At 70.1% G+C, this 18,560-nt stretch carries 13 protein-coding genes; 11 read left to right on the top strand and 2 right to left on the bottom strand.

The annotated features are described in order from the left end of the window. The first annotated feature begins 33 nt into the window (after positions 1-33). On the top strand, positions 34-987 hold the full coding sequence (locus ACZ5U5_RS00630; protein ID WP_469016816.1) for a YihY/virulence factor BrkB family protein: 954 nt from the start codon (positions 34-36) through the stop codon (positions 985-987). Between the two features lie 94 nt (positions 988-1,081). Continuing rightward, a complete protein-coding gene (locus ACZ5U5_RS00635; protein WP_469014605.1) occupies positions 1,082-1,708 on the top strand; it encodes a GyrI-like domain-containing protein in 627 nt (208 codons plus the stop codon). Positions 1,709-1,851: 143 nt separating this feature from the next. On the opposite strand, the gene ACZ5U5_RS00640 is transcribed toward ACZ5U5_RS00635, so the two are convergent. Then, the gene (locus tag ACZ5U5_RS00640) at positions 1,852-2,055 is read right to left on the bottom strand and encodes a hypothetical protein (RefSeq protein WP_469014607.1); all 204 of its coding nucleotides are present in this window, start codon (positions 2,053-2,055) and stop codon (positions 1,852-1,854) included. Between the two features lie 93 nt (positions 2,056-2,148). Next, entirely contained in the window at positions 2,149-3,354 is a 1,206-nt protein-coding gene (locus tag ACZ5U5_RS00645; RefSeq protein WP_469014608.1) for a cytochrome P450 family protein, read from the bottom strand. Positions 3,355-3,522: 168 nt separating this feature from the next. Here ACZ5U5_RS00645 and ACZ5U5_RS00650 point away from each other — a divergent pair, with 168 nt between their 5' ends. The 9 genes from ACZ5U5_RS00650 (at position 3,523) to ACZ5U5_RS00690 (ending at position 18,556) form a co-directional block, all read left to right on the top strand. Then, positions 3,523-4,248 carry a nucleotidyltransferase domain-containing protein gene (locus tag ACZ5U5_RS00650; RefSeq protein ID WP_469014610.1) on the top strand — a complete coding sequence of 242 codons (726 nt, stop codon included), beginning with the start codon at positions 3,523-3,525 and terminating at the stop codon, positions 4,246-4,248. A 1,140-nt stretch (positions 4,249-5,388) separates the two neighbouring features. Next, positions 5,389-6,867, top strand: a complete 1,479-nt coding sequence (locus ACZ5U5_RS00655) for a sugar transferase (RefSeq protein ID WP_469016819.1) — start codon at positions 5,389-5,391, stop codon at positions 6,865-6,867. Between the two features lie 91 nt (positions 6,868-6,958). Next, entirely contained in the window at positions 6,959-8,275 is a 1,317-nt protein-coding gene (locus ACZ5U5_RS00660) for a nucleotide sugar dehydrogenase (protein WP_467692759.1), read from the top strand. Beyond that, a complete protein-coding gene (locus ACZ5U5_RS00665; protein ID WP_469014612.1) occupies positions 8,265-9,542 on the top strand; it encodes a glycosyltransferase family 4 protein in 1,278 nt (425 codons plus the stop codon). Before ACZ5U5_RS00660 ends, ACZ5U5_RS00665 begins: the two co-directional genes overlap by 11 nt. After that, complete coding sequence (locus ACZ5U5_RS00670; protein ID WP_469014614.1) at positions 9,539-10,909, top strand: polysaccharide biosynthesis protein; 1,371 nt, start codon at positions 9,539-9,541, stop codon at positions 10,907-10,909. The genes ACZ5U5_RS00665 and ACZ5U5_RS00670 overlap by 4 nt, the downstream gene beginning before the upstream one ends. Next, positions 10,906-12,432, top strand: coding sequence for a Wzz/FepE/Etk N-terminal domain-containing protein (locus tag ACZ5U5_RS00675; RefSeq protein ID WP_469014616.1), 1,527 nt, complete (start codon positions 10,906-10,908; stop codon positions 12,430-12,432). Before ACZ5U5_RS00670 ends, ACZ5U5_RS00675 begins: the two co-directional genes overlap by 4 nt. A 3-nt stretch (positions 12,433-12,435) precedes the next feature. Then, the gene (gene asnB, locus ACZ5U5_RS00680) at positions 12,436-14,364 is read left to right on the top strand and encodes an asparagine synthase (glutamine-hydrolyzing) (protein ID WP_469014618.1); all 1,929 of its coding nucleotides are present in this window, start codon (positions 12,436-12,438) and stop codon (positions 14,362-14,364) included. A gap of 32 nt (positions 14,365-14,396) precedes the next feature. Further along, positions 14,397-16,601, top strand: coding sequence for a bi-domain-containing oxidoreductase (locus ACZ5U5_RS00685; protein WP_469014619.1), 2,205 nt, complete (start codon positions 14,397-14,399; stop codon positions 16,599-16,601). Further along, the gene (locus ACZ5U5_RS00690; protein WP_469016821.1) at positions 16,601-18,556 is read left to right on the top strand and encodes an alginate lyase family protein; all 1,956 of its coding nucleotides are present in this window, start codon (positions 16,601-16,603) and stop codon (positions 18,554-18,556) included. The genes ACZ5U5_RS00685 and ACZ5U5_RS00690 overlap by 1 nt, the downstream gene beginning before the upstream one ends. The last annotated feature ends 4 nt before the right edge of the window (positions 18,557-18,560 follow it).

Below are 18,560 nucleotides of genomic sequence, written 5' to 3' on the forward strand. Positions count from 1 at the left end.
CAGACGACGTACAGCGGACGAACGGGGCAGGGCATGGGCACGGCGACGACGGTTCCTCAGACGCGGGACATGGAGGGTGATGAGCTCTCCGGCGACGAGGCCTTCGTGGCGCTGCGTCATTACGGGAGCTGGCGGCTGCTGCACGATGCCTTCGTGCGGTTCCGTTACGCCGACGGGTTCAGCCACTCCCGGGCCCTGGCGCTGCAGACGGTCCTCGCGGTCGTTCCGCTCGCGATCGTCTTCGTCGGCCTGTCGAGCGTGCTGCACACGCAGGGCATCGGCCGGTTCGCCGAGGCGGTCATCCACCGTCTGGCAGAGGGCCCGAGCGCCGATGTCGTCGACGAGGCGCTGGCCCGCAGCCGCCGTACCGCGGACGGCGGGACGCAGGTCGCTCTCTGGTTCGGGCTCGTGTTCTCCCTGAGCAACGTCACGACGGCGATGTGCCAGATAGAACGCGGCGCCAACCGGATCTACGGCAACGAGCGCGACCGGCCTTTCCACCGCAAGTATCTGCGCGGCCTGGTCATGGCCGTGACCGCGGGCCTGCCCCTGGGTCTTGGCTTCGTCGTCATGGTGGCGGGCCGTGACCTGGCGGCCGCGGCGGTGTCGGTCTTCGGTGCCGGGACCTGGATGACCACCGTGTTCGGGGCGGCGCGTTGGCCGTTGGGCTTCGTGCTGGCGCTCGTGGCGGCAAGCATCATCTTCAGGCTTGCGCCGCGGCGGCGCCAACCCGGTTATACGTGGCTGGCGTTCGGCGCGGTGGTCTACCTCCTCCTGTGGACGGCTCTGACCGGTCTGCTGAGCCTGTACCTCTCGGTCAGCGGTTCCTTCGACACCGTCTACGGTCCGCTCAGCGCCTTCATGTCCTTGCTGCTCTGGGCCTACCTGACCTCGATCGCCCTGTTCCTTGGCCTGGCCTTCGCCGCGCAACTCGAGGCGGCCCGTGCCCTGCAACCAGGCCCCGTCGAGGCGGACCCGGGAGTCTGAACCGGGAGTCTCAACCGGCGATTCCCGTCACTCTGCCTCGTTCTTGTGGGCTCGTGCTTGTCTGGAATCTCCCTCACCAGGAAGGCGCTCCGGCATGACCGCCAAATACGACGTCAAGCGCGAGCTCAAGAGGTGCTATGCACCCAAGAACACCGACTGGGAGCTCCTCGACATCCCCGAGCTGCGCTTCCTCGCCATCGACGGGCACGGCGACCCCAACACCAGCGTCACGTACCGCCGCGCGGTCGAGGCGCTCTACCCGGTCGCCTACACCGTCAAATTCGCGAGCAAAGGCAACCTCGGCAAGGACTTCGTCGTGGGCCCGCTCGAAGGACTGTGGTGGGCGGACGACATGGACGACTTCCTGGCAAGGCGCAAGGACAACTGGCGGTGGAGGCTGCTCATCAACGTCCCCGACTGGATCACCGGCGACATGATCGACGACGCCAAGCGCGCCGCACTCGCCAAGAAGAACCTTCCGGCCATCGCGGACGTCCGGTCGGAGACCTTGCGCGAGGGCACCAGCGCACAGGTCCTGCACATCGGCTCGTACGACGACGAAACCCCGATCCTGACCAGGCTGCACCAGGAGTACCTGCCCGCCAACAACCTGCGCGAGACAGGGCTGCACCACGAGATCTACCTCAGCGACCCACGCAAGACCGACCCCGGCAGACTCAAGACGATCCTCCGGCAACCCGTGGAGTCGCGCGGCGACTGAGCGACGTCGCCGTAGCTGGGCCCGGCCCTCACACCTCTACGGGCCCATCGGGCGACGGCCCTTGCGCACGCGGCCGAGAACCAGAAGGGGGCCCGCCCGGCAACGGGCGCGCCCCCTGGCTCGACTCGCAAGAGCTCAGCCGCTCATCGGGCCTGGGCCGCCTCCAGGCCCATGGACGCCACCTCAAGACCCGTGCGCACTCCGTCGACGACCTGACGGGGGTCGTCGGGAAGGTTGATGCTGCCCCCGCGGGGGCTCTCTTCGGCATGAGCGGGTGCGGGTGCCGCCACGGCAAGAGCAGCGGCAGCAGCGGACAGGGCGACAACAACGCGCTTCGTGTTCCTCATGCCCACGTGAACGATCACGAGGGCCACCAGGATGCGCACATTCGGGCAACTCGGCGGAAAACGGCAGCCCCGCGGTCGTATGGGTTTCGGTGTCTACCAGCGCACCGGCATCTCTCGGAGTCCCCGCATGAGACTGGTCCTCCACTGCGGGGTGCCGTCGCCGTCGAAGGCCAGGCGGGGGAAGCGGTCAAGGAGGGTGCGCAGGGCCAGGGTCGCCTCCAGGCGGGCCAGCGGGGCGCCCAGGCAGTGGTGCAGGCCGTGTCCGAAGGCGAGGTGGGCGCGGGTCGCAGCCGGGTCGCGGTGGATGTCGAACCGTTCGGGGTCCGGGAAACGCGCGGGGTCGCGGTTCGCGGCGGCGATGGACAGCACGACACGGGCACCCGCCGGTATGTGGGCACCGCCGAGGGTGACGGATTCGGCCGTGTAGCGATAGGTGCCCGCGGGCGCGGGTGACTCGAAGCGGAGCGTCTCCTCCACCGCGCCGGCGAGCAACTCGGGGTCGGCGCGGAGGGCCGCGAGCTGCTCGGGATGCCGGAGCAGCAGGTGGACGGCGTTGGCGATGAGGTTGACGGTGGTCTCGTGCCCTGCGACCAGCAACAGGAAGGCCATGCCGAGCAGTTCCTCCGGTGTCAGCCGGTCGGCTCCGTCCCCGTCGTGGGTACGGACCAGCGCGTGCAGCAGATCGCTCTCCGCCGCGTCCGGCAGGCGCCGCTTCTCCTCCGCGAGGCCCGCCAGGTACACCGCCATCTCCTGCGAGGCGAGGGCGGACTGCTCCGCGTCGTCGAGGGCGACGACCTTGGTGGACCACCCGCGGAAGGCGGCCCGGTCCGCTTCCGGCACGCCGAGCAGCTCGCAGATGATGGTGAGCGGCAGCGGATAAGCGTACGCGGCCACAAGATCGGCGCGGCCGTCGGCGTCCACGGCGTCTAGGAGCGCATCGGCGGCCTCCTGGACGCGGGGCCGCAGCGCCTGGACGCGTCGGGCGGTGAACTCGCGGGCCACGAGCGTCCGCAGGCGGGTGTGATCGGGCGGGTCGACCTGAAGCATGTTGCGGCCCACGGCGTACAGCCCGTCGTCCTCGAAGTCGGCGGAGTGCCGTACGTCATTACGGAACCGGGGGTCCGCGAACGCGGCGCGCACTTCCTCGTGCCCGACCACCAGCCACGATTCATCGCCGGTGGGGAACCGCACGTAATGGACGGGCCCGCGGGAGCGCAGTGCGGTGAAGGCGGTGTAGGGGTCGGCGGTGAAGTCCTCGGTGAGGTCGGCGAGTCGGAGGGTGGGGCGTTGCGTGCGCATCGACGGCTCCCGGAAGGAAGTGGGGACTACTCCCCGCTTGACTGGCAAGGGTGACCGTAACACGAAGCGGGGACACATCCCCGGTTCGGGGTCATTGATACGCGGGACAGCCCACAGCCTTGGCTGACAGCCCGAACCACACTTCCGTCAACTGACACCATGGCGCCCATGGATGGTCGACAAGCCGCGAAAGCCCAAGCCCTCCGCATGGTCACCGAACTCTTCCCCGACGCCCTGGGCGCCGTGCTCGGAGGCTCCGCCGCTCAAGGGCGCGCGACGGCGGCCAGCGATCTGGATGTGGCCGTGCTCCTTCCGGACTCGGACATCAGCCGGCGGGAGGTGAGGCGTCACGAGGGCCGGACAGTCGAGTTGTTCCTCAACACAATCGCCGACATACCGGAGTTCTTCACCTGGGACCGGGCCCGGCGTCGCGGGACCGTCCTGTTCGTCTATGACCAAGGCCTGCCGCTGACTGATCCGCACGGGCACGTGGCCCGCACGCGCGAACTGGCTCACGACGTGCTGGCCTCCGGCCCTCCTGCGCTCACCACGGCCGAGTGGGATCACGGCCGCTACGCGCTCACCTGCTTCCTGGACGATTTGGTCGACACCCCTGCGCGCGATCGGTACGAACAGCTTTCCCTCGCCGACCAGGTGCTGCGCCTGGCAGCGGACCTGGTCACCGCCCACCACGGCGCCTGGACAGGAATCGGCAAATGGCTTCCTCGCCGACTGCTCAGTGCCGACCCCGCGCTCGGCAAGGCCCTGCTGGACGGCCACCTGGCCGTGGCCGAGCACGCCGATCCCCTGCCGTTGGCCACTGCAGTGAAGCAGGCTCTCGACCTGCTCGGCGGACCCCTGTTGGAGGGCTACTCCCAACCGTGGCGTCCTTGAGCAGCCGCAGTAGCCGACGTGATCCGCCGTGAAGCGCGGCCCCCTGGAGCGCCCGTACCCCCTCAGGTCCTGACACGCCACCGTGTGACCGGCTCGTACGAGCAGCGGACGAAGACGGAGGCCTCACCGACATCGATCTGCGTTGTCTCGAATCCTTCGAACACGCGGTCTCCTTTGAGCGGCGAAGTCCGTGCCGCGTATTCACCGTCGGCACGGGACCAACCCTTTGGTTGCCCCGGCCGGAATCGGCCATGTGTCGGGGCCTGTCATTGGCCGCGCCGAGCGCACCCGACATCCCGGACTCACCCTAAACCTGAGGTCGAGGCTCAATTCGATGAGTCGTTGCGGCTTCACCCGCATGCAGCACTCACCCCACGAATTCAGCCGCCCCGCCGTGATTCCCGTCCGGTGCCGCCCGCCCATTCAACGATCACTGCAGCCCCAGGGGCGCTACGCGCGGTCTTTCCACCACACAAGGTCCCGACTCCCCTGCGCGATCACCGCGGAAGACGGGGCTCCGACGACGACGGTCTTGAGCCAACAGCCGCTGCACGCGGTGGAGTTGGGGGTTCCAGGGGACCTGAAAAGTACCGTTCGCGCAGGTCACGGGGTGTCTGTGCCCTATCAAAACACCCCGGGTGATCACCGGCGAGTTGAACAAGCTTCAAAGGTTGACCACAAATTGCACACATCCCCTCTTCAGACCGGCGCCAATGGTCTAGATTGACCGTGCTTCACATGCGGACACGAGGCGACAAAAGATGATCTATAAGTCCGGCGCCACGGACGACCAGTATTTGCATACCCCGGCGCCAGGCTTGGGGGTGATCAATTCGTGGTGCCCGGAAGAAGCCCGGGGTGTGGGGAACACCCGGGGTTTCGAAGGGCTTTTGCTCGCGTCGAGGGTCTGGCAGCGCATGCAAGTCCGCTGCCGCTTGGGTGGGGTGCTCAGGTAACGCTGCAATAGCCGGGATGTCAGTCGCTGGGGGCGAGGGCCTCCCGGGGGGAGGAACAGCGTGGCGTGGCACGGGGGGCGGGGGCCTCCCGAGGGGAGGACACAGTGCGGGGGGCGGGGGCCTCCCGGGGGGAGGAACCGTGTGGAGCAAACACGTCGAGCCCACTGGTGACCTGGGGGGGTCTGTGCAGCAGGGGGAATTAGTCAGCCCGTTTCCACCGGCCCACGGGCGTCCGGGGAACGGGACAATCGGCCGACCACCGTTTGACTGGGAACAGCGCTACCGCCGTGCCGTCATCACCAGCGATGCCGTGGTCACCGCCTTCGTGGTGGCGGCGATCGGCGGCTTCTTCGGAGTCCGGGACGCCGCCGACTGGCACGAGAAGTGGCGCATCCTCGCCTTCGGCACGGAGCTCCTTGTGCTGGGAGCACTCGCGGCGAGCAGGTCATGGGCTCCGGCCGTACTCGGCCAGGGCGCGGAGGAGTTCCGCCGACTGGGACGCGCACTGTTCACGGCGGCCGTCGTCCTGGCGCTCGGGGGGATAGCGCTCACCTCGCGCAACATCAAGCTCTGGATATTCGTGGCGATCCCGGCCATCGCGCTCGTCATCATGACCGAGCGGTATCTGCTGCGTCTTTGGCTGCACAGACACCGTAAAGAGGGGCGGTGCCTGCGCCCCGTGCTCGCTGCCGGGAGCCTGGCCACCGTGAGCGACCTGATCGCCCGGACCCGGAAGTTCCCGCATCTGGGCTGGCGTGTCGAGGCGGTGTGCACGTCGGACGGTTATGGCATCGACAGTGACCATCTGGACGGTGTGCCGGTCGTCGGCCGGCTGTCCGACGTCGCCGGCCACGTCCATCGCGACGGCTACCGAGTCGTCGCGGTCACACCGGACCCGCACTGGTCACCGGACGGACTGCAACGACTGGCCTGGAACCTCGAGGGCAGCGACGCCGAGATGGTCGTGGCCCCCGTACTGATGGAAGTGGCAGGCCCTCGGCTGCATGTCGACGCGGTGCTCGGGATACCCCTGCTCCGGGTCAGCATGCCGACCTTCACCGGCGGCCGCCGGGTGGTCAAAGGGATCGTGGACCGGCTGGGCGCGGCAGTTCTGCTGTTGCTGTTCGCGCCGCTGATGGTGCTCGTCGGGCTGCTCGTGCTGATGGACAGCCGGGGCGGGGCCCTGTACCGCCAGCGCAGAGTCGGCAAGGACGGCCGGGAGTTCACCATCTTCAAGTTCCGCACCATGGTCGTGGGGGCCGACGGGGCACGCGCTGAACTGGCCGACCGCAACGAGGGCGCGGGCCTGTTGTTCAAGCTCCGCCGGGATCCCCGCGTGACCCGCGTGGGAACGGTGCTGCGCCGGTACTCGCTCGACGAGCTCCCGCAACTCTTCAACGTGCTCACCGGCTCGATGTCACTCGTGGGCCCGCGACCTCCGCTGCCGGAGGAGTCCGCCGCGTACGGCCCGGACATCCGGCGCCGGCTCCTCGTCAAGCCGGGACTGACCGGCCTGTGGCAGATCAGCGGGCGCAGTGACCTGCCGTGGGAGGAGGCGGTCCGCCTCGACCTGCGGTACGTGGAGGACTGGTCGCTTGCCCTGGACACAGTGATCTTGTGGAAGACCCTGCGGGCGGTGCTCCAGGGACAAGGGGCCTACTGATGCGACTCATGCGATGGACGCGCGGGGACCGTGGTCCGGTCGGCGCACGGAAGGCGGGCCGGAAGGCCGCGCCTGGGGGGAGGAACGGAATATGAGGGTCAGCGTCTTAGGGCTCGGCTATGTGGGCTGTGTGTCGGCCGCATGCCTGGCCGGCATGGGTCACGAGGTCATCGGGGTGGACGTCAACCAGGTGAAGGTCGACCTGGTCAACGACGGCAAGGCCCCGGTGGTCGAGGAGCGAATCGGCGACCTCGTCGCCGAGGCCGTGCGGACCGGAGCGTTGCGGGCCACCGCCGACGTCCGCGAGGCGATCATGGGCAGCGATGTGTCGCTGGTCTGCGTGGGTACGCCGTCGGAGCCCAACGGCAGCTTGTGCACCACGTACTTGGAGCGGGTCACCGAGCAGATCGGCGCCGCCCTGGCCGAGCGGGGCGGGCGGCACACCGTCGTGTTCCGCAGCACCATGCTCCCCGGCACCTGCCTGAATCTGCTGGTGCCGATCCTGGAGAAGTACGTCGGCGGCACGGCCGGGGTGGACGTCGGGGTCGCGGTCAACCCCGAGTTCCTGCGTGAGGGCACGAGCGTGCGGGACTTCTTCGATCCGCCCAAGACCGTCATCGGTGAGCTCGACGAGGCCAGTGGCGACGTGGTGGCGGCGCTGTACGACGGCCTGCCCGGCGAGGTGTTCCGGGTGCCGGTCCCGACGGCCGAGGCCATCAAGTACGCGGACAACGCGTTCCACGGCCTAAAGATCGGCTTCGCGAACGAGCTCGGCGCGGTGTGCCACGCGCTCGGGGTGGACTCGCACCAGGTGATGGACGTGTTCCTGGCCGACCGGAAGCTGAACATCAGCCCGGCCTATCTGCGGCCCGGTTTCGCCTTCGGTGGTTCCTGCCTGCCCAAGGATCTGCGCAGTCTGGTCCACGCGGCGCAGCGGGCCGATGTCTCGGTGCCGATCCTCTCCCACGTGCTGCCCTCCAACTCCGACCATCTGCAGCGCGCGGTGGAACTGGTCGAGCGCACCGGCAAGCGCCGGGTGGGCCTGTTCGGGCTCTCCTTCAAGCCCGGCACCGACGACCTGCGCGAGAGTCCGTTGGTCGAGTTGGCGGAGAGACTCCACGGCAAGGGTTACTCCTTGCGGATCTACGACGCCAACGTGAGCCTCTCCCGGCTGATCGGCGCGAACCGCGAGTACATCGAGACCCGGCTGCCGCACCTCGCACAGCTGATGGCGGACTCCGTCGACGAGGTGCTCGAGCACGCGGAAGTGTGCCTGGTCGGAACCAAGGACCCGGACGTTCTCTCGGCGCTGCCCCATGGCGACGGACCGGTGATCGTCGATCTCATCCGCCTTCCCGACGCCGACACGCGCCGGACAGAACCGGGGTACATAGGCCTTGCTTGGTAACACAGCTTTTGGTGACACGACCGGCGGCGACGGGACGGGCCGTCGGGCGCTGATCCTGGTGGAGAACCTGTCGGTGCCCTTCGACCGGCGGGTGTGGCAGGAGTGCACGACGCTGCGCGACGCGGGCTGGAAGGTGCACGTCATCTGCCCGCGGGGGGAGAAGCGGGACACCGAGTTGGAGGCGGAGATCGACGGGGTGCGGATTCACCGCTACCCGTTGCGTGCGGCCACCGGTGGTCCCGCCGGCTATCTGCGGGAGTACGGATCGGCGTTGTGGCACACGGCCCGCCTTGCCCGCAAGGTCGGCCCGGTCCACGTGGTCCACGCCTGCAACCCGCCCGACCTGCTGTTCCTGCCCGCGCTGCGGCTCAAGCGGCTCGGCGCGCGGTTCGTCTTCGACCAGCACGACCTGGTGCCCGAGCTGTACCTCTCCCGGTTCGACCGCGGCGAGGATCTGCTCTACCGCGCCGTGTGCGCCCTGGAGCGGGCGACCTACCGGGCCGCGGACATCGTCCTCGCCACGAACGAGAGCTACCGCGAGGTCGCGGTACGCCGCGGCGGCAAGCGGCCCGAGGATGTCTTCGTGGTGCGCAGCGCGCCCGTGATCGAGCGCTTCCAACCGGTGCTGCCCGAACCGGAGTTGAAGCGCGGCAAGCAGCATCTGCTGTGCTACCTGGGCGTCATGGGCCCGCAGGACGGCGTCGACTACGCCTTGCGGTCCTTGGCGAAGCTGCGCGACAACCTCGGGCGCACCGACTGGCACGCGGTGTTCGTCGGCGCCGGTGACGCCTTCGACGCGATGGTGGAGCTGTCCCGGCGACTCGGACTCTCCGAGCAGGTGCAGTTCACCGGGCGCATCCCGGATGCCGAGCTGGTGCGCTATCTGTCCACCGCGGACGTGTGCCTCTCCCCCGACCCGCGTAATCCGCTCAACGACGTGTCGACCATGAACAAGGTCATGGAGTACATGGCGATGGGCAAGCCGATCGTCTCCTTCGACCTCAAGGAGGCGCGCGTCTCCGCCGGTGACGCCGCCGTCTACGCGCCCGCCAACGACGAGGCCCAATTCGCCGAGCACATCACGGTGTTGCTCGACGATCCGGAGAAGCGCGCCCGGATGGGCAAGCTCGGCCAGGAGCGGGTCGGCGGAGAACTTTCCTGGCAGAACTCCCAGAGATCGCTGCTCGCTGCCTATGCCGCCGCTTGCGCTGTCCGCACCCGGGTCGGTGGCGCCCCCAGCCGGATGGGGAGGAGGCGGCGACGTTGAGTGATGACGCGATACGTCTGGTCACGATCGGGCGGATCTTCCGTGCGCGTTGGCGACTGCTCGTCGCTGTCGCCCTGCTGGGCGCGCTCGTCGGTTACGGCGCCTCGTTGGTGGTGTTCCCGTCGCGCTACACGGCGTCGGCATCGGTACTGCTGCCGGGGGCCTGGGAAGAACGCGAGCTGGTGACCCAGGTGAACGTCGCGACCAGTTCGTCAGTGGTCGACCGGGTGGCCGACACCCTCGACTGGACGGGCGGTGACGGCAGCGAGCTCATCGACCAGGTGAGCGCCAAGGCCGCCGAGGGGAACATCGTCAAGATCTCGGGTACGGCCGACACCCCGCAGCGCGCTCAGGAGCTGGCCGACCAGGTCGCCAAGGAATTCGTCACCTTCGCCACGCGCGTCGCGGGCGGCAGCACCGACCCGGCAAGGGCCTCACGGCCCGAGGCGCTGCGCAAGAAGGTCGAGGAGACCAACCGCCGCATCACCGAACTGGGCAAGGCGGCGGATCCGGGACAGACCGTGGAGAGCGTGCAGGCCCGCACCTCGCTGGAGAAGCTGCGCAGCTCTCTGGAGGAGGCCATGCAGAAGCTGGAGGAGGCCGACCCGGCGACCGGCAAGGCCGGCATGGTCGTCATGGGTCCCGCGGCCCTGCCGACCGGTGAGGCGCCGCCGACCAGGACGCAGCTCATGGCCGGCGGGGCGCTGCTGTTCCTTCTGGTCTCGGTCATCGCCCACCTCACCGCGGCACGGTCGAATCGGCGACTGCGCACCGAAGCGGAGATCGCCGCGGCGCTGCGCTCGACGGTGATCGGCACCGTCGATGTATCCGGCGAACGGACCGCTCTCCGGCCGCGAGGCCATGGCCCATGGGCCTGGGCGCGCCGCTTCCTCGGCGTCGACACCCGGTGGGACATACCGACCCCGGTGGCATCCGGCGACGAGGCCGGCAGACAGCTCCGCTACCGGCGGGTGTGCGCCCGCCTCCGGATCCAAGTGCCGGGTGCGCGAGGGCTGTTGGTGGTCGTCCCGGACGGCGACGAGACCGGCCGCCAGGCCGCCGGGCAGCTCGTCGCCGAGGCCGAGAGCGATCCACAGCTGCGGATGGTGGAGGTCTCGGTGGCCCGGCCGACGGTGCCGGACCGGGACACCGAGTCCGGCGCGCTGGTCGTCCTCAGTGCGGGCAGTTGGACCGCGGGTGAGCTCTCCGGCATCGCCGAGGCGTGTGCGGACGGCAGGCACGAGGTCGTCGGCGTCGTCGTCGCCGGCACGGTGAGGACCCGTCCCACGCGGCCCGTCGGACATCCTCCGGAGAAGGCCGCTCCGGCGCTCGCCGCTCGCGGCCAGGCGACGGGAGGTTCGGCATGACGACGAACACGACCTCGGAGTCGTCGACAGCCGCTCCGCTGCTCAACCTGCAGGCGTTGGTGGTGTCGGTGCGCAGGCGCCGTCGCCTCTGGTGCACCCTGGCCTTGATCGGGCTGCTGATCGGCGCGGCGGTGGCCGTGCTGCGACCGCCGCCGCCGGCCGCCATGGCCAAGGTGCTCGTCGCGCATCAGGACGATCAGCCGAACGACACCGGAACGCTGATCCGCACCGACGTGGAGGTGCTGCAGACCACGCGGATCGCCGAAAAGGCCCTGAAGTCCCTCAAGTCTTCGGTGAAGCCGGAGGACTTCTTGCAGGACTACCGGGGAACCGGCGTGACCAACAACCTGCTGCAGATCGATGTGACGGGTGACAGCGACGCGGAAGCGGTTGCCCGTGCCAAGGCGTTGGCGGACGCGTTCATCGCGGATCATGTGCGGCGGATGCAGGAAACCGCGAAGGCCGAGTCCAAGGCCCTGCGCGATCAGCGCGACCGGATGCGCAAGGAACTCGCCCGGGTCAACGAGTCGATCGGGGGCAGGACCCCGGAGACCGACCCGGAGTCGTCCGCGAGCATGGAGTCGCTCTTCGCCCGCCGGGCCGAACTCACCTCCCGCATCGCCGACTTCGACCAGCGCGCCGAGGACGCGCGCGTGGGCACACCCCGGATCATCGCCGGCACGCAGATCGTGGACGACCCGCGCGCGGTGGAGCACTCCGTGCCCCTGGCCGCTGTCACCAACGCCGGCATCGGGCTCGCTCTCGGGCTCGTCATCGGGCTCGCGGTGGCCGCGGTCGGTTCCGTGGTGGCGGACCGTCCCGTTCTGCGCCGGGAAATCGCGGCGAACCTGGGGGCCTCGGTCATCGCCGAGCTGCGCCGCGTACACCGTCGGCCGGTCAAGCTGTGGCAGCTCCGACGGACCCGTGCGGCACGCGAACGGCTCATATCGACCCTGGCCCGCACCGTGCGTGACTCCGGAGAATCGGTGTCGCTCCTCGAACTGGGCTGTGCGCACAGCACGAGCGCGATCGCCTTGGACCTCGCGGGGGCACTGGCGGCGGACGGACCCGTGGTGATCATCGATGGTCTGCCGGCCCTGGAGCGCGCCGCCCGCGGCCAGGAGCTAGGAGGCCCGGCCGTGGTCAGCGGCGATCGTGCCGCGGACGTGCCGCCTCAGATGCGCAGGCTCGGCGTCGGCTCGGTCGCGCCGGGCACGGCGTGGACCGGCCTGCAGGACCTCGGTTCCCAGACCGTGCTCGTCGTACGTGCCGGGCACGGCAGCACCGCCTGGCTGCACACCGTGGCGCGGCAGCTCGCGGACCTTCTCATCCCGGTGATCGGTGTGGTGCTGATCGACCCCGATCCCCGGGACCGGTCCGACGGCACCCTGTGGGACGGCCGGCACACCGCGCTGCGCGGCCACAACGAACGCCTTGCCCGGCAAAACGCGGCAGGCCGGCAGCTGACGGAGCAGCCGTCGTGGGCAGTACGAGTTCCGGACAGCGACCAGGAAGCGCGGTAGGACATGTGTGGCATCGCAGGCACATACCGGTGGCCGGACGGGAAGGTCGTCGCCGACCGACTCACCGACACCCTCGCCCACCGCGGTCCGGACGGGGCCGGCCGCTACAGCCACTCCGTCGGTGACGGCGAAGTGCACCTCGGGCACCGCCGGTTGGCCATCATCGACCTCTCCGAGACCGGCGCCCAGCCGATGGTCTCGGACGGCCTGTCCCTCACGTACAACGGCGAGCTGTACAACGCGCCGGAGCTGCGGGCCGAGTTGACGGCCGGTGGAGTGCGCTTCCGCGGCACCTCCGACACCGAAGTGCTGCTGGAGGCCTGGCGGCGCTGGGGCACCGACTGTCTGCCCCGCCTGCGCGGCATGTTCGCGTTCGGGATCTTCGACGAGCGCACCGGTGAACTGGTGCTCGCCCGCGACCAGCTCGGCATCAAGCCGCTGTTCCTGCTCCGGCGCGGCGAGGGTCTGGTGTTCGCCTCCGAGCTCAAGGCACTCGCCGCCGTGACCGGCGGTTCCCTGGAGGTGGACCACGCGGCGCTGGTGGCATCCCTGCTGTACTACTGGGTGCCGGACTCACGCTGCGCGTTCCGCGAGGCGGAGAAGCTGCCGCCGGGGAGCTGGCTGCGGGTCCGGCCCGACGGCCGGGTGGAGCGCGGCCGGTACTGGCATCTGAAGGACGTCGCCGCCGAAGGCCGCGAGCGCGCCCGCAGCGGGGAGCAACCCGATCTGGCCGCCATCGTCGAGGAGTCGACCCGGCGCCATCTGCTCTCCGACGTGCCCGTGGCGACCTTCCTCTCCGGTGGCCTCGACTCCAGCTACCTGACCGCGCTCGCCGCCCGCGACCGGCCCGGGATCTCCGCGTACACCATCGGATTCCGCGCCGAGGACGCCAAGTTCGAGGCGATGCCCGACGATCTGCGCTATGCCCGGCAGGTGGCCGAGCAGTTCGGCGTCGACCTGCACGAGATCGAGATCGCCCCGAACGTGCTCGATCTGCTGCCGCAGATGACCTACCACCTGGACGAGCCGATCGGCGACCCCGCGGCGATCAACACCTTCCTGATCTGCTCGGCCGCCCGGGAGGCCGGGGTCAAGGTGATGCTCTCGGGGATGGGCGCCGACGAGCTGTTCGCCGGTTACCGCAAGCACCTGGCCAACCTGCTCGCGCTGCGCTACCAGCGCGTCCCGCGGCCCCTGCGGCGCGGCCTGTCCGCGGCGGTGGACCGGATGCCGGTCGCCTCGGCCCGCCGGGGCTACCGGTCGGTGCGCTTCGCGAAGCGGTTCCTGTCCTTCGCCGATCTGCCGGAGGAGACCGCCTTCCGGCGCAGTTACACCATGTACGACCAGGACGAGCTGCTCGCCCTGGTCAACCCAGACCTGGCCGGGACGGTCGGCGACGTGCTGACCGAGCACGCGGACATCTACCAGGACAACGACCTGGACGACTTCGTCAATCGCATGTGTCTGGGCGACGCCCGGATGTTCCTGCCGGGCCTGAACCTCGCCTACACCGACCGTTCGAGCATGGCCGCCTCGACCGAGGTACGGGTGCCCTACGTGGACGTGGAGGTGGTCAAGGCGGCGTTCGCCGTACCCGGTGATCGCAAGATCGTCGGCCGGCAAGGCAAGGCCGTCCTCAAGGAGGCGGCCACTTCCATCCTGCCCCGGGAGATCGCGTACCGGCCCAAGGGCCTGTTCAGCGCGCCGCTGCGCGCCTGGATGAGCCGGGATCTGGCCCCGCTGGTGCGCGAGGTGGTGCACGACGGCGTGCTCGTCAACTCCGGTCTCCTGCGCCGCGACGCCCTGGCACGGATGGTCGCCGAGGACGCCGCGGGACAGCGGGACTTCTCCAAGCATCTGTGGCATGTGCTGACCCTCGAGTACTGGTATCGCGGCGCGACCTCTGGCTCCGGCCAGAGCCAAGCGGCCTGACGGCGTTGAACGCAGAAATAAGAGGAGCTCGGGTGAAACAGGTCGTTCAGAACTACAAGAGTGGCGAACTGGCGCTGCTCGACGTGCCGGTGCCGGGGTGCAAGCCCGGCGGCGTGCTGGTGCGGAGCGCCTACTCGCTGATCTCCACCGGGACCGAGCTCATGAAGGTGTCCGAGGCCGGCATGTCGATGGTGGGCAAGGCCCGCTCCCGGCCGGACCAGGTGGCCAAGGTCATGCAGAGCGTGGCCACCAACGGAGTGCCTGCCACCTACCGCAAGGTGATGGGCAAGCTGGACTCCTACACCCCCCTCGGCTACTCGCTGTGCGGGGTTGTCGAGCAGGTCGGCGCCGGGATCGACGACGTGAAGGTCGGCGACCTCGTCGCCTGCGCCGGCAACGAGCACGCGCTGCACGCCGAGCTGAACTGGGTGCCGAAGAACCTCTACACCCCGGTGCCCGACGGCCTCGCGCCGCGGCACGCGGCCTTCGGCACCGTCGGGTCCATCGCGATGCAGGGCGTCCGCCAGGGCGAGCCGCAGCTCGGCGAAGTGGCCCTGGTCATCGGCCTCGGTCTCATCGGACAGCTGGTGGTGCAGCTCCTCACCGCGTCGGGAGTCCGCGTCGTCGGAGTCGACCCCGACCCGGTGCGCTGCGAACTCGCCGAGCGCGTGGGGGCCGCGGCCTGCGGCGATCCGTCCTCCGCGGCCGTGGAGAGCGCCGTCGCCGAGCTGACCGGCGGACACGGCGTGGACCAGGTGTACCTGGCCGCCGGCGGCGCCAGCAATCAGCCCGTCGAACTGGCCGCCCGGCTCTGCCGGGACCGCGGCAGGGTCGTCGACATCGGCAAGTGCCGCCTCGACCTGCCGTGGAACGCCTACTACGAGAAGGAGCTCGACGTCCGGTTCTCCCGCTCCTACGGCCCCGGGCGCTACGACCCGGAGTACGAGCTGGAAGGACGCGACTACCCGATCGGCTACGTGCGCTGGACCGAGCGCCGCAACCTGGCCTGCTTCCTGGATCTCGTCGCCCGCGGCCGCGTCGACGTGGAGCCCCTGATCTCCCACATAGCCGACTTCGACGACGCCGTCGAGACGTACCAGAGCCTGAAGGACGGCGACCTGAAGGCCGTGGCCGTACTGTTCCGCTACCCCACCGACCCGGAACCCACGACGGAAGCAGTGGCCCCGTCGGTGGCCGTGCCCGCGGTGAAGCGGACCGGCGGCCGCGTGTCCGCCCCGGGCCGCACCGCCACGACGCCCGTGCGCCTCGCCTTCGTCGGCGCGGGCAACTACGCGACATCGATGCTGCTGCCGCACCTGGCCCAGCGCGACGGCGTACGTCTGTCGACCGTCGTCACCACGACGGCGCTTTCCGGAGCCAACGCGCAGCGGAAGTTCGGCTTCGCCGAGGCGACCACCGATCTCGACGCGGTGCTCGGGGACGAGTCCATCGACGCGGTGTTCGTGGTCACCCGGCACAGCTCGCACGCCGAACTGACCCGCAAGGCGCTGCTGGCCGGCAAGGCCGTGTTCGTGGAGAAGCCGCTGGCACTCACCGAGGACGAGCTCGCCGGCGTACTCGCGGCGGTGGAGGAATCCGGCAACGACCGGCTGCAGGTGGGCTTCAACCGGCGCTTCGCGCCGCTGCTGCAGGAGGCAAGGAAGCGGTTCGGCGCCCGGACCGGCCCGGCGAACCTGCGCTACCTGGTCAACGCCGGCCGCCTCGGGCACGGCAGTTGGTACCTCCAACAGGGCACCGAGGGCTCTCGGTTCATCGGTGAGGGCGGCCACTTCATCGACACGACCAGCTGGCTGCTCGGGGCCGACCCGGAATCGGTGTACACGGTCGCCTCGTCCGGCAGCGACGACCTGCAGGTCGTGCTGCGCTACCCGGACGGGTCCACCGCCACCATCAGTTACGTCACCACCGGTCCGTCCGGTTTCCCCAAGGAGACGCTGGACCTGGTCGCCGACGGACGGGCGCTGCGGCTCGACGACTTCGTCCGCGCCTCGGTGTACTTCGACGGCGCGGCCGGGCGCAAGCGGTGGGTCAGTTCGCGGCTGCCCAAGGCCCGGGACAAGGGCCAGGAAGCCCAACTGGCCTCGTTCGTCAAGGCCGTGCGGTCCGGCGGGCCGATGCCGGTGCCGCTGGAGTCCCTCGTCGCCACCACGGCCGCGACCCTGGCAGTGCCGGCCGGCCTGGCCGGCGGCGCGCCGGTGATGCTGGCGAGGGCGTGATGACCACGAGCGCGGGCTGGTACCTGCGGCGGCTCTCCCGCATGGGGCCGCGGGAGGTCGGCGGCCGGGTGAGCGACACGGTGCGCAGGCGGCGGTGGCGTTCAGCGCGGCCCACCTGCCCGAGCGTGACCGGCGCCCGGTTCACCGCGGTGCTGCCCGCGGGGACGATCGGCGCCGTGCCGCCGGAGGCCGCGAAACGTCTCGTCGCCGAGGCGGACCGGCTGCTGGCCGGGCACGTCGAGTACTTCGGCGTGGTCCGCGACGACCTGGCCGACCCCGACTGGTGGTACGACCCGAAGACCGGCCGCCGGGCTCCGTGGGGCTACGCCTTCGACGTGCCGTACCGCAACGAAGACGCGGTCGGCGACATCAAGCAGATCTGGGAGCTGTCCCGGCATCAGTACCTCACCGTGCTGGCCGCCGCCTATGCGGTCACCGGGGACGAGCGGTACGCCGAGCGCGTCGCCGAGCACCTGCGGTCGTGGTGGGCGGCCAACCCACCGCTGCGCGGCGTGCACTGGATCAGCGGCATCGAGCTGGGCATCCGGCTGCTCTCCTGGGTGTGGGTCCGCAGGCTGCTCGACGAGTGGCCGGGGGCGGCCGGTCTCTTCGAGGGCAACCCGGTGGCGCTGAACCAGATCTGGCACCACCAGCGCTGGCTGGCCGCCTTCCCCAGCCGGGGATCATCGGCGAACAACCACATCATCGCCGAGGCCGCCGGGCAGTTCGCCGCGGCCTGCGCCTTCGGCTGGTTCCCCTCATCGGCGCAATGGCGGGACGACGCGCTGCGGTCGCTGGAACGACACCTGCGCGGCAACACCTACCACTCCGGCCTCAACCGCGAGCTGGCCACCGAGTATCACGGCCTCGTCCTTGAACTCGGCCTGGCGGCGGTGGCCGAGGCGGATGCCGCCTGCGTGCCGGTCCCCACGACCGTCCGCCTGGTGCTGCTGCGGATGACCGACGCGCTCGCGGCGATCGTGGACAACCGCCTGCGGCCGCCGCGCCAGGGTGACGCGGACGACGGGCACGGTCTGGTCGTGGACGGCGCGGGCACCGACCGCTGGGCCTCGCTGCTCGCCACCGGGGACGCCGTGTTCGGCCGGCTCCCCTGGTGGCCCGCGGTGAGCGCCAGCGACGCGCGCACCCCGCTGCTCGCCGCACTGATCCGGCCGTACGCGAAGGCCGTGTCCCGCCCCGCGAGCAGGCCCGGACATTTCGCCGACGCGGGCATGACCATCCTGCGTGGCCCGGAAGAGATCTGGTGCCGCTGCGACGGTGGCCCGCACGGCTTCCTGTCGATCGCCGCGCACGCCCACGCGGACGCGCTGTCCGTGGAGGTCCGCCACGACGGGGTCGACGTGCTCGCCGACCCCGGGACGTTCTGCTACCACGGGCAGCCCGAGTGGCGGCAGTACTTCCGCTCGACCCTCGGCCACAACACCCTGCAGTTGGACGGCGCCGACCAGTCCGTCTCCGGCGGTCCCTTCCTCTGGACCCGGCACGCCCGCACCCGCGTCCTGACCGCGGACGTCACGGACACCTCCGAGGAGGGTGTGACCCGCTGGAGTGCCGAGCACGACGGGTACGGGCGCTCCACCCATCGCCGCCGAGTGGAACTCAACGCCGCGAGCCACGAGCTGCGGGTGGTCGACGAAGTACGCGGCCCGCGCCGGGCCGCGGTACGGCTGGCGTTCCACCTCGGTCCGGCGATCGGCGCTGACCTGGTCGGGAACTGGGCGGTGCTGACCTGGACCCGGGAGGGCGAAGACCGCTTCGCGGTGCTCGACCTGCCCGAGCAACTGTCATGGCGCGCGCATCACGGCGAGAGCGACCCGCCCCTTGGCTGGTACTCCGCCGGATTCGGGCGCAAGGAACCCGCCACGACACTGATCGGCACCGGCTTCGCCGACGGCACACAGGGGTTCACGACCGTGCTCAGGTTCCGGGGCTAGGGGG

It is taken from the genome of Streptomyces sp. NPDC033177 (assembly GCF_055577715.1).

What these genes read in the sequence shown, in the direction of transcription:
- ACZ5U5_RS00650 (WP_469014610.1), top strand. Translation starts at nt 3,523, where the DNA reads ATGGATGGTCGACAAGCCGCGAAAGCCCAAGCCCTCCGCATGGTCACC.
- ACZ5U5_RS00690 (WP_469016821.1), top strand. Translation starts at nt 16,601, where the DNA reads ATGACCACGAGCGCGGGCTGGTACCTGCGGCGGCTCTCCCGCATGGGG.
- ACZ5U5_RS00635 (WP_469014605.1), top strand. Translation starts at nt 1,082, where the DNA reads ATGACCGCCAAATACGACGTCAAGCGCGAGCTCAAGAGGTGCTATGCA.
- ACZ5U5_RS00630 (WP_469016816.1), top strand. Translation starts at nt 34, where the DNA reads ATGGGCACGGCGACGACGGTTCCTCAGACGCGGGACATGGAGGGTGAT.
- asnB (WP_469014618.1), top strand. Translation starts at nt 12,436, where the DNA reads ATGTGTGGCATCGCAGGCACATACCGGTGGCCGGACGGGAAGGTCGTC.
- ACZ5U5_RS00675 (WP_469014616.1), top strand. Translation starts at nt 10,906, where the DNA reads ATGACGACGAACACGACCTCGGAGTCGTCGACAGCCGCTCCGCTGCTC.
- ACZ5U5_RS00640 (WP_469014607.1), bottom strand. Translation starts at nt 2,055, where the DNA reads ATGAGGAACACGAAGCGCGTTGTTGTCGCCCTGTCCGCTGCTGCCGCT.
- ACZ5U5_RS00645 (WP_469014608.1), bottom strand. Translation starts at nt 3,354, where the DNA reads ATGCGCACGCAACGCCCCACCCTCCGACTCGCCGACCTCACCGAGGAC.
- ACZ5U5_RS00660 (WP_467692759.1), top strand. Translation starts at nt 6,959, where the DNA reads ATGAGGGTCAGCGTCTTAGGGCTCGGCTATGTGGGCTGTGTGTCGGCC.